Here is a 14590-nt window from a genome sequence, read left to right on the forward strand (position 1 = left end):
GCTGGCCTTCGCTGGGATCATGGGTCATCCAGTTCCAGGCTTATGGTGCGAAGCGCGTAGTCGTCCGGGTAAGGGGTGTCCTTGAAGCCGAGTCGTGCGGCCAGCCCGCGCATGCTCGCGTTGGTGGATAGCACGACACCATCCATCCGCCGGATTTGCCGCGCGCGCGCAATGCCGATCAGGGTTTCCATCAGTTGCCGGGCGAGTCCGAGGCCTTGCCAGTCGTCGGCGACGGTTACTGCAAATTCGCAGGTTTCACCGGCGTCGTCGGTGACGTAGCGGGCGCCACCGGTCATCAGCTGAGTGGAGCCCTTCTCACTGAGCGCCACGAGTGCCACCACATGACCGCGGGAGCCGGGCGCGGCGGGATCCAGAATGTCTTTGGGTACGGCGCGCACGACGGCAAAGAAGCGGGAATAACGGGCTTCCTCGCACAGCCGCTCGAATGCGTCATCCAGCATGTCCTTGTCTTCGGGGCGTATCGATCGCACGGTGACCGCCCGGCCATCGCGCAAGGTCAGGATTCGGGGGCTGATCGAATCTGCGAGATCATTGCTTTCCATAGTCGCCCTCAACGGACCGTCGGCAGGCATTCGCTGCGGAGTGTCCCCGGCCTCTGTACCCACCGCATGTTCAGGCCATGATGTTGACGCCGCCGTCGATATAAAGTGTTTCGCCTGACAGGCGTCGTGCGTAAGGTGTCGCCAGGAAGGCGCAGGTGAAGCCGACATCCATGATGTCCACCAGTTCGCCCAGTGGGGCGCGCTGCGATGCCTCGGTCAAAAGCAGGTCGAAGTCCTTCAATCCGCTCGCCGCACGGGTCTTGAGCGGACCCGGCGACACGGCATGCACGCGGATGCCCTTGGGACCCAATTCGTACGCGAGATAGCGCGCGCAGGATTCGAGCGCCGCCTTTACCGGCCCCATCACGCTGTAATTGGTCACGACTTTGTTGGCGCCGTAATAACTCATGGTGAGCAGCGTGCCGCCGTCCTTCATCAGCGGTGCCGCCAATCTCGCCATGCGCACAAAGGAGTGGCAGGAAATGTCCATTGCCGCGCTGAAGCCTTCGCTTGAACTTTGCAGCAGGCCGCCTTCGAGATCACCCTTGGGCGCCCAGGCGATGGAATGCACGACGATGTCGAGCTTCCCCCATTGCTCTGCGATGCGCTCGAACACGGCTTCGAGTTCGCCGGGGCGTGCCACGTCGAGCGGCAGCAGCAGTGGCGCCTGCAAGGCGGTCGCGATCGGCTCGACGTAACGCCGCGCCTTGTCGTTCAAATAGGTGATGGCCAGGTCTGCGCCCAGTTCGTGGAAGGCTTTCGCGCATCCGTAGGCAATCGAGTGCTCATTTGCGATACCCGTGACCAGCGCCTTGGCGCCTTTCAGCAAGGGTCGCGATGGTTCGTTGGACATGTCATGGCTCCTTCAGACGTCGGCGGCGGGGCGCGGATCAAGGGGACACGACGGCGCCATGCGCACGGCTATCTCACCAATGCCATCGTGTGGCGCGCGATCATCAGTTCTTCGTCGGTGGGTATGACCCAGACACCTACCCGGCTTTGCCCGGTGCTGATGCAGGGACCGCCCTTGCTGTTGGCCTCGGCGTCAAGTTCGATGCCGCACCACGCCACCAGGTCTGCGACGCTCTTGCGAATGGGCGGCGCGTTTTCGCCGATGCCGGCTGTGAACACCAGCGCATCAAGGCCGCCCATGGCGGCCGCCAGCGAACCGAGTTCCCTGGTGATGCGGTAGACGAAAAGGTCGACGGCGGCGCGGGCGCGCGGATCAGCGCTCACCAGCAATTCCCGCATGTCGCTCGACAGGCCGGACACGCCAAGCAGTCCGGATTGCCGATAGATCACATCCTCGACAGCGCGCGTGTCCATGCCAAGCTGATCGATGAGATACAGGATGACGCCGGGATCGAGGTTGCCGCAGCGTGTGCCCATCGGCAGTCCGTCGACGGCAGTGAACCCCATCGTGCTGGCCATGCTCTTGCCGCCCACCATGGCGCACATGCTTGCGCCGTTGCCCAGGTGCGCGACGACCGTTCGCCCCTTCGAGGCGGCAGGCGCGTAATCAGGCAACACGCTGGCGATGTACTCGTAGGACAGTCCGTGAAATCCGTAACGTCGCACGCCAAGTTCGGTGATTGATGCGGGCAACGCGTACGCCTGGGCCACGGCCGGCTGGGTACGATGGAAGGCGGTGTCGAAGCACGCCACCTGCGGCAGCTCAGGGCGCCGCTTGTGGATGACGCGGATGGTCTTCAGGTTGTGCGGCTGGTGAAGGGGTGCCAGCGGCGACAGCTTGTCCAGTTCATCGACCACCTCGGGCGTGGCCAACACCGCCGTGGTGAAGCGATCGCCGCCGTGCACCACCCGGTGCCCCACGGCCACCACCTGATAGCCGTCGCGATGGCCGCGCAGGAAGTCGCTGATAAAGGCGATGCCACCTTCGTGCCCCAGAGTCTCCCCGGGCGCAGACGGAGTGCCCGGATCCGGCGAAAGGGCCTGGCCGTGCTGGTCGTATACGCGGAAACGTGCCTGCGTGTACAAGCCGTCCACTTGTCCACGCAGCACAAGTTGAAGCGCGGTGCCGACCTCGAACACGCGAAACTTGATGCTCGAAGAACCTGCGTTCAATACCAGGATGACGTCGGTCATGCGCTCACCCCAGGATCCTGGCGCTTTCGCGCCGGGCCTGCGCCACCATCGACGCCACCGCGCATGAGGCGAGGCGTGTCGCAACCGAGTCGGCACGGCTGGTGAGGATGATCGGCACGCGCGCACCCAGCACGATGCCCGCCGCATCGGCGCCGGCCAGGAAAGACAAGCTCTTGGCCAGCATGTTGCCCGCTTCGAGGTCGGGCACCATGAGCACGTTGGCGCGCCCGGCCACGGGGGACTGAATCTGTTTGATGCGCGCTGCTTCGGAATCGATGGCGTTATCCAACGCGAGTGGGCCGTCGACCAGTGCGCCCGTCACCTGGTGACGGTCGACCATCTTGCAAAGGGCCGCAGCCTCAATCGTCGAAGGCACCTTCGGATTGACGGTCTCCATCGCCGACAGGATCGCCACGCGCACTTCGGGCAGCTTGAGCGCGTGGCCGAGATCGATGGCGTTCTGCAGGATGTCGACTTTTTCCTCCAGCGTCGGCGCGATGTTGATGGCCGCGTCGGTGATGATCAGCGCGGTCTCGTGGTCGGGCACGTCCATCACGAAGCAATGACTGATGCGGCGCGCGGTGCGCAGACCGGTGTCGCGTTTGACCACGGCTGACATCAGTTCGTCGGTGTGGAGGCTCCCCTTCATGAGCGCCTCTGCCCGGCCTTCCATCACGCAGGCTACCGCGGCGGCAGCGGAAGCCTGGCTGTAAGGCGCGTCGACCAGCGGATACGGGGCAATGTCGATACCGTTTTCGGCGGCCACCGCCTTGATGCGTTCGAGCGGACCGACGAGCACGGGCGCGATGAGCCCCGCTTTGGCGGCTTCCACGGCCCCTTCGAGCGAACTCCTGTCGCAGGGATGGGCGACGGCCACGGGCAATGGCGGTAGCGTCTTGCAGTACTCGATCAGGCGCTGGTACTTGGCATGCTTCTCTTCCATCGACGCCTCCTGGCGGCTGTGGGTAGCGATCGGTGAACGGGTCAGGCCTGGGGCGGCGCTTCCCCTTGGCCATCCCTGGGCAGCAGCGACGGCTCAACGAGCACGCCGCGGATTTGAGTCATCGCCAGGCGCTGCTGTTCCGTATGAGGCTCGCTCTTCACACTTTCATCGGCCAGCAATGCATCGATGAGTTTCAGCAGACGCGTGCGATCGGCGGGGGTGGCAAGCAACAACGGCAGCGTCGCCACGGCTCGCTCCGGTTCATAGCGAACGATGATGTCCTGTTCGCCGCGAATCCGGCGCCACTCCTCGTGCGACAGCGGCGGCAAGTAGTCGGCGTAGTCCTTGGTCAGTTGCTCGCGCTGTGCCAGCTGGCTCAATAGCAATGGTTCGCCCTTGCGCTCGAGCAGGTAGGCCACACGCGCCACGGCTTCGGCGTATCCGCCCTGGCTGATGGCGGCCAGCGCCTCCTGCACATAAGGCAGCTCGCGCGGATCGACGGTCTCGTGCGTTGCTTGTTCGCGCGCCTGGTGGCGGTCGGCCAGATGCATCGTAAACATGTTCGCGTAGACCCCGAAGAACAACGCCTCGGTGGCTGCGTCGCGCAGCGCCGTGCAGCAATCGAGCGAGGCGCTGAGCATGGAAGCGCCGGCCTTCTCGAATGCACGCCAGGGGTTGCCATCGCCGGTTGGCCGGCGATCGTCCTTGACCGCTTTCGCCGCCGGAGGCAGCCACGACAACCACGGATTCATATCGGACCATGCCCATCGCTGCACACGCAGCGGATGAAGCCCGCGCAACACCCGCGCGCCCGCCTCGCTCGACAGGGACTGCACGAATGGCTGGGCAAACAGTTGATAGGCAAGCTGATTGAACTCGGACATTTCGGCAACGGCCTGGAAGGGCTTTTCATCCACGCGGCCAAACTTGTTCAATCGCGCGGCGATGTCCTCCAACCGCAGCTCGGTAAAAGACACGTCATACCCAGGCTCACCTTCTCCGGCAGCCGTTGTTACGATGCGCATGCCGTACAGGCCGGGTGGGAAGCTTTCGATGGTCTTCAGCACGCTGACGATTTGTGCGTGCTCTCTCTTCGCCACCTTGCCGGACACGAAAATGCCGAGGTGGCCCACGCTTTCATGCATCAGGCCGACGATGACCTGTCCGCGTGCCTTGATTTCCTCCGTGCTCTCATAGAGGTCGGCCACCCAGTTGAAGGCCTGTTGAGGCGGCGTGATGTTGTCGCCCATCGACGCGAACAAGACGATCGGTGAGCGAATGTCACGCAGATCGAACGACTTGCCGTTGCCGTTGGTCACTTCGCCGGACCACAGCTTGTTGCCTACGAAGAGATTGCGCGTAATCCATTCGATCTCTTCGCGATTCATCAGGTAATAGCCACCCCACCATTTCTCGAAATCGAGGAAGCGCGCGGGCTCGGTGTCGATGTTCTCGTAGAGGTGGTAATACTTGTCCCAGAACGTGTTGGCGAGATTGAGGTTCTCGAAGTTCTGCACGAGCCACGCGCCGTCGAACTTGCCGTTGCCCAGATCGGCGGTATACGACGCCAGCCACGTGCCACCGAGCAAGCCACCGGCGTAGCGCATGGGGTTGTCGCCTTCGCCCTCGCTCCACGCGCCGCTCCAGTAAGACATCGGGGAGCCGTTGATGACGATCGGCCCGGTCATATCCGGATCCGAGCTCGCCAGCATCATCGCCGCCCAGCCGCCCTGGCAATTGCCGATGATCGCGGGCTTGGCGCTGTCCGGGTGCAAGGCGCGCACCTTGGCGACGAAGCGTCGTTCCGCCTCGCAGACATCCAGCATGGTCTGGCCCGGTTCGGGGTCGCGGTAGAACACCACGAAATACACCGGATGGCCGGCACGCATGGCGACGCCCACCTGGGAATCGTCCTTGAAACCGCCGATGCCTGGCCCGTGGCCGGCGCGCGGATCGATGATGATGTACGGACGCCTGCGATCGTCGATGACGACGCCGTCCGGCGGCACGATGCGCAGCAGTGCGTAGTTGACCGGGCGTTCGAAGTCACGCGCATCCAGCACCGTCTCGTAGTCGAAGTGCAGTACGGGCTTGAGTCCTTGCGCGGCGGCTTCGACGAAATTCGTTCCGCGTTCGCGCAAGGTGTCCCAGTAAAGGACCGACCGTTGCGCGGCATCCACCGCATAGCGCCAGCCTTCCAGTGGATTGGCCAGTGCGGCCCATGACGTGAGCATGCCATCGTCCCGCCAGTGGGGTGCCAGGGCATCGCCCATCCGATCGCGGTATTGCTCCAGCGCGTGCTGTGTGCGCTTGTGCCAAAGACGCGCGACTTTGGCGCCGATCTCCTGGCTAGACGCGAGTTGGATTCCTGAATCCATGACGTCGTACCCCATGATGCGACTGGAATTGTCCGGAACAGAACGACGGCATCGTCGTGCTCTTCCGTGGAATGACCGCGAGCCCCTGGGTATCAGTCATGCCGATACCGATCGGGCGCGTCGGGCAATCCAATGTCCAACAAAATGGATGACAGTCGCGTGTGCGTGGAGTGGGTGCGACCTGAAGACACGGAAAGAGAATTGTCATCTTGCGTGTCATGGAGACGCCGAAACAGCCGGCCGCGGCATGAGGCGAGTGTTTCGCCATGGAGGAGCGCCACCTGTGCAAGTGGGCTTACTGCAACTGACGAACGGCCGTCACCGTAGAGATCGGCGGAATGCGGCCTGTCGTGCTTGATCGTCATACCGGCCTGCGCCGCCATGACGGTTGTGAGAGCGTGCGGTGACGGCGACGTCACCGCACGCCGAGCCAGTCACTTTGCCGTGGCGTCAAACTTGCGAATGAAGTCCCGCACCTGCGGATACACCTTCTCGCGCCAGCGGCGGCCGCTGAAGATGCCGTAATGTCCTGCACCCTCGACGACATGATGCGCGCGGCGATTCGCCGGAATGCTGCTGCACAGGTCGTGTGCTGCTTCGGTCTGGCCGATTCCGGAGATGTCGTCCAGTTCGCCTTCGACGGTAAGCAGGGCGGTGGTGGTGATGGCGTCGGGTTTGACGCGTTCACCGGCGACATCCCACAGGCCGCGCGGCAGCAAAAACTGCTGGAACACAGTGGCGATGGTGTCGAGGTAGTACTCGGCCGGCATGTCGAGCACGGCGTTGTACTCATCGTAGAACTTGCGGTGTGCTTCGGCGTCGTCCTGGTCGCCGCGCAGCAGGTTCTCGTAGAAGTCCCAGTGCGAATTGAGGTGGCGGCCCGGGTTCATGGCGATGAAGCCGGCGTGCTGGAGAAAGCCCGGATACACCTCGCGGCCGCTTCCTGGATAGCTGGGCGGCACGGTGTGAATCACGTTGCCCTTGAACCAGCTGATCGGTCGGGTGGTGGCCAGGCTGTTGACGCCGGTGGGGTTGCTGCGCGGCTCGATCGGGCCACCCATCATGGTCATGCTGCGCGGCGTCTGCTCGCCACGCGAGGCCATCAGCGAGATCGCGGCCAGCACCGGCACGGTCGGCTGGCATACCGAAATCACGTGCAGGTTTTCTGCGCCGATGAAGCGGATGAATTCCTGGACGTACGCCACGTAGTCATCGAGATGGAACGGGCCTTCGCTGGTCGGCACCATGCGCGCGTCGACCCAGTCGGTGATGTACACCTTGTGGTCGTGCAGCAGGGTGCGCACGGTATCGCGCAGCAGCGTGGCGTGGTGGCCGGAGAGAGGAGCCACCACCAGCACGACGGGGTCGTTCTTCAGCTTCTCGATGGTGTCCGGGTCGTCACTGAAGCGCTTGAAGCGCTTGAGCTGGCAGAACGGCTTGTTCAGCACGACGCGCTCGATCACGGCGATTTCCTGGCCGTGCGCGGTCACCTGCGGCAGGTTGAACTCGGGCTTCTCGTATTCCTTGCCCAGTCGATGCAGCAACTCGTAGCCGGCCGCCAGCCTTTGGGCTCCCGGCACATGCGAGAGCGGGCTGGTGGTGTCGCTGAGCATTTTGGCGCTGGCTTCGGCGTAGTGGCTCAGGGGGCCGAGGAAGGCACGCTGCCACTCATGAATCTGATAGAGCATGGGGGTGGAACCGGAAGCGTCTGTGGCCTCCATCTTACCCGTTTTGCAGCTACTGTGTTGCGCTGCCGCATCGTCTCATGCGTGATGAATCAGTCGCTTACGGGCGATCGTGGCGCAGCAGCACTTCGCCGGTGCCGTCGATCCGCCAGGGCTGATGGTGGCGGCATGCCATGACACAGGCCGCTGCCATGGTGCGCCGCGTGCGGATGCCCCTGATGTGGTAGCTCAACCTATCTGCCGCACTTCGGTGTGAGCGATCAGGTCGTGCACGGCCCGTCGCCGGGGATCGAAAGCCGCGACGCCGAACCAGACGGCCCAGCCGATGGCGACGGCCCAGAGCGCGCCGCCTGTTCCCAGCCAGGGCGCCAGTTCCAGCAAAAGCATGGGTGCCGCAGCGGCCAGCAGGCGCACGATGGCCTGCACCGGTTTGACGGCGCTGCCATCGGCGTCCGTCACGCGAATCCGCCACGGACGCATGCCGAGGGTCTGACCTCCGCGCAGCCACGACACGATGAAATAGGCCGACACCACCAGCGCCTGCAGCGGCTGGTACCACCAAGCGATGTGAGCGGTGCCGTCGGTAGTGACCAGCGTGCCGCCGGTGACCCGCTGGCACACGTAGCCCACCACCATCACGATCGCGACCACCGCCAACAGGTCGTAGGCCACGGCGATCAGCCGGCGCCAGAGCGGGCAGGCGAGGTTGGGAGATTCGGTGAGGGTGGTCATCGAAAAGGCAGCCGGTGAAGTAGGGCGCTTGCATGCAACGAAGCCGGCAGCGAGCATCGCGTCCATGCAGCAAGAAGAACCAAGTATCGCCGAAGCGGACCGCCGCAGCATTGAGGCCTTCATCGAACGCGTGTGGTCGGAGGATGGACTGGCGGATCGCACCTTGGACGCGTATCGCCGTGACCTGGAAGGGCTGGCTCGCTGGCTGGGCGCGCAGGGGCAAAGCCTGCGCAGTGCGAAGCGGCAGCATCTGTCCGCTTATCACGGTCACCAGCCGGTGGCCGTGCGCTCACTGGCGCGGCGGCAATCGGCGTTTCGCCGCTACTACGCGTTCATTGCGCGGACCGAGCCTGGGTTTGACGACCCTACCTTATTGATCGAACGGCCCAAGACGCCGCGCAGCCTGCCCAAGGCGCTGGCCGAGCGAGAGATCGAGGGCCTGCTGGATGCACCGGATGCCGGCACGACACTGGGCCTTCGCGATCGCGCCATGCTGGAGCTGATGTACGCCTCGGGCCTGCGTGTGTCCGAGCTGGTGGAACTACCGTTGGCATCGCTCAACCTGCGCCAGGGCGTGGTGCGGGTGACCGGTAAGGGCGGTAAGGATCGGCTGGTGCCCATCGGCGAAGTGGCCGCCGAGCGCGTTGAGGCGTATCTGGCCACCGCCCGGCCGGTGCTGGCGAAGGGGCGGCAGCCTGTGGCCCTGTTCCTGTCCAACCGTGGGCAGGGCATGACCCGGCAGATGTTCTGGACGCTGGTAAAGCGGCACGCGCTGAGCGTGGGCATCGTGTCCAAGCGCATTTCCCCCCACGTCCTGCGCCATTCCTTTGCCACCCACCTGCTCAACCACGGCGCCGATTTGCGTGCCCTGCAGATGTTGCTGGGCCATAGCGCCTTGAGCACGACGCAGATTTATACGCTGGTGGCCAAAGAGGGGCTGAAGCGCCTGCATGCCCAGCATCATCCACGTGGATAACTGTAAGAGCCTGTTCAATACCTTTGCATAGCGCGCGTTGCTCGCCAGCGCCCGCCAGGAGTGGGGCGTGGCGCAGCGCCTGACTGGTGGTCAGGTCAAGCCGCGCACCGCTTCTTGGTGGGCGCTGGCGAGCAACCCTTCGGGCCGGGTCTGTTTGCCCACCATCCTGCGTCATCACTCGGTTGTGTATCGACATACACGCCCTCGTTCTTCCTTGTCTGGCGGGCAAACAGCTCCCGGCGCGCGCTATGCAAAGGTATTGAACAGGCTCTAGGGCCCTGTGACCATTGGCTCGCAGAGCCGTTCATACGGCTGTGCGAGAATGAACGCCCCCGTCAACGTTTCCGCTGGCGGAAACGGTTGTTCAAGAGGTTTGCGATGTTCAAGAAATGGCTGCTCGCGCTAGGTGTCTGCGGGCTTGCGTTCACTGCCAGTGCCGCTCCTGACACGGCGGCCACTAATCCGGAAGCCGTCGTTCGCAAGGCGGTGATGTCGGTGGCGCCCGGTATCTCCGTCGATTCGATCCGGCCTGCGCCGATGGCCGGTTTCTATCAAGTGATCGCCTCCGGCCAGCTGGTGTACGTGACTGCCGACGGCAAATACATGCTCAACGGCGACCTGATCGATCTGGCCAAGAAGAAAAACATCAACGACAACGGTTGGGCGGATTTCCGCAAGACCGAGCTGGCCAAGGTGCCCGAAAGCGACCGCATCGTGTTCGCGCCGGACAAGCCGCGTTATCGCGTCACCGTGTTTACCGATGTCACTTGCGGCTACTGCCGCAAGCTGCATGAGCACATTGCCGATTTCAACAAGGCCGGCATTGCGATCGAGTACGTGGCATGGCCGCGCGAGGGCGTGACCAATGAAGCCGGCCGCACCACCGCGACCTATAACGAGATGGTGTCGGTGTGGTGTGCCAGCGACCGCAAGGCGGCTTTCACCGCCGCCAAGCTGGGCAAGACCCCCAAGACGACCAACTGTCCGAATCCGGTGAAAGACGAGTTTGATCTCGGTGTGAAGCTGGGCGTGAACGGTACGCCCACCATCATTGCCGAAGACGGCACCTTGCTCGGCGGCTATGTCACGCCCGAGCAGATGCTGCGCCTGCTGAACAAGACCGGCGGTTGATCGTCGGTCGGGGGGGAGTGCCTCCGTTGCGCTCCCTTCGTTGCCTATAGGTAACGGAAACAAGGGGTTGGGCCCATTGGCGGCTTAAAGCCCCGGCGACCATCGGCGAACATGCAACGTGCTGCGCCGCCGCAGTCTTGATGCTCCTTGGGGTACAATGCGCGTTTCCCGCATAGCCCCTACGTTCCCCGATGATCGCACTCGACGGGCAGAGCGCCCTCTCGCCTTTTCGTCTCGAACGCCTGAACGCCCGCCTGGAAGCCATTCACCGTGGCACGCGCGTCCAAGCTTCGTGGTTCGTTTATTTCATTGACGCCGATGCGGTGCCGGAGGGCGAACAGCGCCGCCGCCTGCTCGAGGTACTGGAGGCGAAGGACGCCAGGCCAGAACAGGCGTCTCTCTGGGTGGTGCCGCGTCTGGGCACGATTTCGCCCTGGTCGAGCAAAGCCACTGACATCCTTCATGGCGCCGGCTTCGATGTGCGGCGTGTCGAGCGTGCCGTTGCCTGGCAAGTCGCCGGCCTGCCGGCCGCCGGGTCGGAACAGTACGACGCCGTAACGGCCGTGCTGCACGACGCCATGACGCAGTCGGTGCTCACCAGCCTGGATCAGGCCCAGCACTTGTTCCTCGCCGGCCAGCCCGGTCCGCTGGTGCATGTGGCGCTGGGCAGTGACGCCAAGGCGGCGCTGGACAAGGCCAACAAGGAACTCGGCCTGGCGCTGGCTGACGACGAAATCGACTACCTCACGGCACGCTATGCCGAGCTGGGCCGCGACCCGTCGGACGCCGAACTCTTCATGTTCGCGCAGGCCAACTCCGAGCATTGCCGCCACAAGGTGTTCAACGCCAGTTGGACGCTGGATGGCGAGGCTCAGGAGAAGAGCCTGTTCGCCATGATCAAGAACACCCACCAGCACTCGCCTGCGCATACGTTGTCCGCCTACAAGGACAACGCCGCCGTGATCGAGGGCTATGAAGGCAATCGCTTCTTCGCCGACGAAGACGGCGTGTGGCGCGCCCATCCTGAGCGCGTCGAGTACGCGATCAAGGTGGAAACGCACAACCATCCCACCGCCATCGCGCCGTGGCCGGGTGCTGCGACCGGCGCTGGCGGCGAGATTCGCGACGAAGGTGCCACCGGCCGTGGCGCCAAGCCCAAGGCGGGCCTGACCGGTTTCTCGGTGTCCGACTTGCGCATCCCGGGCAAGCCGCGTCCGTGGGAAGTGGATCGTCCGCTGCCGCCGCACATGGCGACCGCATTTGAAATCATGCGCGACGGCCCGTTGGGTGCCGCCGCGTTCAACAACGAGTTTGGACGCCCGGCGCTGGGCGGCTATTTCCGCACCTACGAGCACGAAACCGGTGAAGCCGGCGTGCGCCGTGGTTACGACAAGCCCATCATGATCGCCGGTGGTCTGGCCAACATTCGCGCGCGCGATGTGCAGAAGCGCGACGTGCAGCCGGGCAACAAGGTCATCGTGCTGGGCGGCCCGGCCATGCTGATCGGCCTGGGTGGTGGCGCGGCATCGTCGGTGTCGTCGGGTACCTCCAGCAAGGAACTGGATTTCGCCTCCGTGCAGCGCGACAACGCCGAGATGGAGCGCCGCTGCCAGCAGGTCATCGACAGTTGCTGGTCGCGTAACGAGAAAAACCCGATCGTCAGCGTCCACGACGTGGGCGCGGGCGGTCTGTCCAACGCGATTCCGGAATTGCTCAATGACGCTGGCGTGGGTGGTCGGATCGACCTTTCCCGCGTGCCTTGCGACGACCCCTCGCTGTCGCCCATGCAGATCTGGAGCAACGAATCGCAGGAGCGCTACGTGCTCGCGATCGGCCCGGAAGACCTGGCCGAGTTCGAGGCGTACTGCGCACGCGAGCGCTGCCCGTACGCCGTGGTGGGCGACGCGACCGCCGAGCGCCGCCTGGTGGTGCACGATCCGCGCACCGACACCAACGTGATCGATCTGCCGATGGATGTGCTGTTCGGCAAGGCGCCGCGCATGCATCGTGACGCCACGCACGTGAAACCGCGCGTCGACCTGATCCCCGATCTCGCCGGCATCAGCATGGACGAAGCGCTGATGCGCGTGCTGCGCTTGCCGACCGTGGGCAGCAAGAGCTTCCTCATCACCATCGGCGACCGCACCGTGGGCGGCCTCAATGCGCGCGACCCGATGGTGGGTCCGTGGCAGGTGCCGGTGGCCGATTGCGCTGTCACCATCACCGACTTCGACGGTTACACCGGCGAAGCGATGGCGATGGCTGAGCGCGCGCCGGTGGCTTTGCTGAGCAGTGCCGACGCCGCGCGTCTGGCCGTGGGCGAAGCCATTACCAACCTGGCGGCTGCACCGATTGCCTCGCTGAGCGAAGTGCGCATGTCGGCCAACTGGATGGCCGCGGTGAACTTCCCCGGCGAAGACGCTGCGTTGTTCGACGCGGTGAAGGCCGTGGGCATGGAGCTGTGCCCGGAACTGGATATCTCCATCCCCGTCGGCAAGGACTCGCTGTCCATGCAGACCGTGTGGAAGGACGGCGATACCGTGCAGCGCACAGTGTCCCCGGTGTCGCTGGTGATCACCGGCTTCGCGCGCGTCACGGACGTGCGCCGCACGCTCACGCCGCAGCTGCGCCTGGATCGCGGCGATTCCGAACTGTGGTTGCTCGACCTCGGCGCCTGCCGCGATCGCCTCGGCGGTTCCGCGCTGACCCAGGTGTTCAACCGTGGTGGTGGCGTGCCGCCGGATCTGGACGACGCCAAGCGCCTGAAGTCGCTGTTCAACCTGGTGCAGGAAGCCAATGCCAGCGGCTTGCTGTTGGCTTATCACGACCGCTCCGACGGCGGCGTGATCATCACGTTGCTGGAAATGGCTTTTGCCGGCCATTGCGGCCTGGAAATTCAGCTCGACGGTTGGGCCGAGGCGGCGCTGCGCGCGCTGTTCAACGAAGAGCTCGGTGCCGTGCTGCAGGTGGCGTCGGCCAATCGCGAAGCGTTCGAAGCGCTGCTGGTCAAGCATGAGCTGACCGGCATGGCGTATCGCATCGGCCGTCCCAAGGAAAAGCTGGGTATCAAGCTGTTCCACAACGGCGAAGCGCTGTTCAAGTGGAACTGGCGCACGCTGTTCGAAGCGTGGAATGAAACCAGCTACGCCATGCAGCGCCTGCGCGACAACCCGGTGACTGCTGACGCCGAAAATGAGTGGCGCCTCGACGATGCCGATCCGGGCATCAGTCCCAAGCTCACTTTTGAGCCGTCCGACGATATCGCCGCACCGTATATCGCCAAGGGCGCCAAGCCGCGCGTGGCGGTGGTGCGCGAGCAGGGCGTCAATGGCCAGGTGGAAATGGCCGCGGCGTTTACCCGCGCAGGCTTCGAGGCGGTGGACGTCCATATGACCGACCTCGCCAGCGGCCGCATCAAGCTGGCCGATTTCCGCGGCCTTGCTGCGTGTGGCGGCTTCTCGTACGGCGACGTGCTGGGAGCTGGTCGTGGCTGGGCGACGTCGATTCTCTACAACGATTATCTGCGTGCCGAGTTCAGCACGTTCTTTGCCGACGACACGCGTTTCGCGCTGGGCGTCTGCAACGGCTGCCAGATGATCAGCCAGCTGAAGGACATCATCCCTGGCGCGCAGCATTGGCCGAAGTTCCTGCGTAACGCCTCCGAGCAGTACGAAGCGCGCGTGGCCACGTTGGAAGTGCTCGATTCGCCGAGCATCTTCTTCAAGGGCATGACCGGCTCGCGTATTCCGGTGGCGGTGGCGCACGGCGAAGGCCGCGTGAGCTTCCCTTACAGCTGCAGCCCGTCCAAGGCGAACGGGGCGCTGCGTTACGTGGACAACCGCGGCAAGCCCACCGAAGACTTCCCGTTGAACCCGAACGGCTCGCCGGGCGGCCTCACCGGCTTCACTGCCGCTGATGGTCGCGTGACGATCATGATGCCGCACCCTGAGCGTGTGTTCCGCAGCGTGCAGATGAGCTGGCATCCGGAGAAGTGGGGCGAGGATTCGCCGTGGATGCGCATGTTCCGCAACGCTCGCGTGTGGTGTGGCTGATGAGGTGCGGCCGCGCTGGGTTTA

The 14590-nt window shown here is 64.3% G+C and carries 10 protein-coding genes; 3 read left to right on the plus strand and 7 right to left on the minus strand.

The window, feature by feature from the left end:
• Positions 1–17 precede the first annotated feature (17 nt).
• The 7 genes from OQE56_RS05635 to OQE56_RS05665 form a co-directional block, all read right to left on the minus strand.
• Positions 18–563 (minus strand): GNAT family N-acetyltransferase, encoded by a 546-nt coding sequence (locus OQE56_RS05635; protein WP_267222394.1) that lies wholly within the window; start codon positions 561–563, stop codon positions 18–20.
• A 70-nt stretch (positions 564–633) separates the two neighbouring features.
• Positions 634–1416 (minus strand): enoyl-ACP reductase FabI, encoded by a 783-nt coding sequence (gene fabI, locus OQE56_RS05640; protein WP_267222396.1) that lies wholly within the window; start codon positions 1414–1416, stop codon positions 634–636.
• A 68-nt stretch (positions 1417–1484) separates the two neighbouring features.
• The gene (locus tag OQE56_RS05645) at positions 1485–2669 is read right to left on the minus strand and encodes an acetate/propionate family kinase (RefSeq protein ID WP_267222399.1); all 1185 of its coding nucleotides are present in this window, start codon (positions 2667–2669) and stop codon (positions 1485–1487) included.
• Positions 2670–2673: 4 nt separating this feature from the next.
• On the minus strand, positions 2674–3657 hold the full coding sequence (locus OQE56_RS05650; protein ID WP_323748569.1) for a phosphate acetyltransferase: 984 nt from the start codon (positions 3655–3657) through the stop codon (positions 2674–2676).
• Entirely contained in the window at positions 3654–5990 is a 2337-nt protein-coding gene (locus OQE56_RS05655) for a DUF3141 domain-containing protein (RefSeq protein ID WP_267222401.1), read from the minus strand. The genes OQE56_RS05650 and OQE56_RS05655 overlap by 4 nt, the downstream gene beginning before the upstream one ends.
• 434 nt (positions 5991–6424) lie before the next feature.
• Positions 6425–7678, minus strand: coding sequence for a polyhydroxyalkanoate depolymerase (locus tag OQE56_RS05660; RefSeq protein ID WP_267222403.1), 1254 nt, complete (start codon positions 7676–7678; stop codon positions 6425–6427).
• Between the two features lie 225 nt (positions 7679–7903).
• A complete protein-coding gene (locus OQE56_RS05665; RefSeq protein WP_267222406.1) occupies positions 7904–8407 on the minus strand; it encodes an RDD family protein in 504 nt (167 codons plus the stop codon).
• Positions 8408–8435: 28 nt separating this feature from the next.
• Between OQE56_RS05665 and xerD the strand changes: the two genes are divergently transcribed.
• The 3 genes from xerD to purL all read left to right on the plus strand — a co-directional run bounded on the left by xerD (position 8436) and on the right by purL (position 14566).
• Complete coding sequence (gene xerD, locus OQE56_RS05670) at positions 8436–9383, plus strand: site-specific tyrosine recombinase XerD (protein ID WP_425601598.1); 948 nt, start codon at positions 8436–8438, stop codon at positions 9381–9383.
• Positions 9384–9761: 378 nt separating this feature from the next.
• Positions 9762–10514: a disulfide isomerase DsbC N-terminal domain-containing protein gene (locus OQE56_RS05675; protein ID WP_267222410.1), complete on the plus strand. Its 753-nt coding sequence runs from the start codon at positions 9762–9764 to the stop codon at positions 10512–10514.
• Between the two features lie 191 nt (positions 10515–10705).
• Positions 10706–14566, plus strand: a complete 3861-nt coding sequence (gene purL / locus OQE56_RS05680) for a phosphoribosylformylglycinamidine synthase (protein ID WP_267222412.1) — start codon at positions 10706–10708, stop codon at positions 14564–14566.
• Positions 14567–14590 lie beyond the last annotated feature (24 nt).

This window comes from Dyella silvae, assembly GCF_026421305.1.
In the GTDB taxonomy this organism is placed as follows: Bacteria; Pseudomonadota; Gammaproteobacteria; order Xanthomonadales; family Rhodanobacteraceae; genus Dyella; species Dyella silvae.

What these genes read in the sequence shown, in the direction of transcription:
- OQE56_RS05635 (WP_267222394.1), bottom strand. Translation starts at nt 563, where the DNA reads ATGGAAAGCAATGATCTCGCAGATTCGATCAGCCCCCGAATCCTGACC.
- fabI (WP_267222396.1), bottom strand. Translation starts at nt 1,416, where the DNA reads ATGTCCAACGAACCATCGCGACCCTTGCTGAAAGGCGCCAAGGCGCTG.
- OQE56_RS05645 (WP_267222399.1), bottom strand. Translation starts at nt 2,669, where the DNA reads ATGACCGACGTCATCCTGGTATTGAACGCAGGTTCTTCGAGCATCAAG.
- OQE56_RS05655 (WP_267222401.1), bottom strand. Translation starts at nt 5,990, where the DNA reads ATGGATTCAGGAATCCAACTCGCGTCTAGCCAGGAGATCGGCGCCAAA.
- OQE56_RS05660 (WP_267222403.1), bottom strand. Translation starts at nt 7,678, where the DNA reads ATGCTCTATCAGATTCATGAGTGGCAGCGTGCCTTCCTCGGCCCCCTG.
- OQE56_RS05665 (WP_267222406.1), bottom strand. Translation starts at nt 8,407, where the DNA reads ATGACCACCCTCACCGAATCTCCCAACCTCGCCTGCCCGCTCTGGCGC.
- OQE56_RS05675 (WP_267222410.1), top strand. Translation starts at nt 9,762, where the DNA reads ATGTTCAAGAAATGGCTGCTCGCGCTAGGTGTCTGCGGGCTTGCGTTC.
- purL (WP_267222412.1), top strand. Translation starts at nt 10,706, where the DNA reads ATGATCGCACTCGACGGGCAGAGCGCCCTCTCGCCTTTTCGTCTCGAA.